Source organism: Oleiphilus sp. HI0061 (genome assembly GCF_001635675.1).
Window position 1 is genome coordinate 1 of sequence record NZ_LWFE01000128.1, and the last position, 1,053, is coordinate 1,053.

A 1,053-nucleotide genomic window follows, 5' to 3' on the forward strand; every position below is an offset into this window, starting at 1 on the left:
ATTATGAGGAAGAGCTGGAGTTCTTTAGTATTAAAGTACCTGATGGTCCGTTGACATCTAAGCTTCAGAAAATAGAAGTGGGGGACCAGATACTGTTGAGTAAAAAACCGACTGGCACCTTGATTGTTGATAACTTACTGCCTGGCAGAAACCTATATTTGATTAGTACCGGTACTGGCTTGGCGCCTTTTATGAGTATCATCAAGGATCCGGAAACCTATGAATTATATGATAAAGTAATTCTAACGCACGGTACGAGATTTGTTTCAGAGCTGGCCTATCAAGAGCAAATCAAAAAGGAGCTTCCGGAAAATGAGTTTTTTGGTGAGTTTATCAAAGACAAGCTTATTTATTACCCAACCGTGACACGTGATGAGTTTGAAACTCAAGGTCGAATTACCGATGCGCTGGAGAGTGGCAAGCTTGTTAAAGACTTAGGGCTACCAGAGTTAAACCTTGATGATGATCGTTTTATGATTTGTGGTAGCCCAAGTATGCTTAAAGATACTTGTCGTATACTTGATGATATGGGCTTTGTTGAAGCGCGTCAGGGGAATGCCGGGCATTACGTAATCGAAAGAGCTTTTGTCGAGAGTTAGCCCTAAATAATACTCACTAATTGACTTCGTCTTCAGGCGGCTACGTGATGGGAGGGCAGTGATATTCATCTACTGTCAGCCCTTCTTCAACACTAAATAAATGAACGTCAAACCCCCACAAACGATGTATGTGCTTGAGTACTTCGTCTGTACTTTTACCCAAGGGGACTCGGCTGTTTGGTGTGTGCCTAAGGGTCAGTGATCGATCTCCTCTTAAATCAACATTCCACACCTGAATATCTGGTTCGCGCATACTCAGGTTATATTGCTGAGAGAGCTTTTCTCTAACATATCGATAACCTTGCTCATCATGTATTCCAGTTACTTCATAATGACTCTGCTGGTCATCATCACGAATTGCGAAGAGTTTTAAGTCCCGAATTACCTTAGGTGAAAGGAACTGTAGGATAAAGCTTTCATCTTTAAAGTTTCGCATGGCAAAATCGAGTGTTTC

The 1,053-nt window shown here is 41.7% G+C and carries 2 protein-coding genes; one reads left to right on the top strand and one right to left on the bottom strand.

The features are described from left to right. Positions 1 to 599, top strand: a 599-nt coding sequence (locus A3735_RS01580; RefSeq protein ID WP_068637450.1) for a ferredoxin--NADP reductase, incomplete at its 5' end; no start/stop codon positions are given. Between the two features lie 40 nt (positions 600 to 639). Here the strand turns inward: A3735_RS01580 and A3735_RS01585 are convergent. Continuing rightward, the coding region (locus A3735_RS01585) for a SpoVR family protein (RefSeq protein WP_197485584.1) at positions 640 to 1,053 on the bottom strand (414 nt) is incomplete at its 5' end.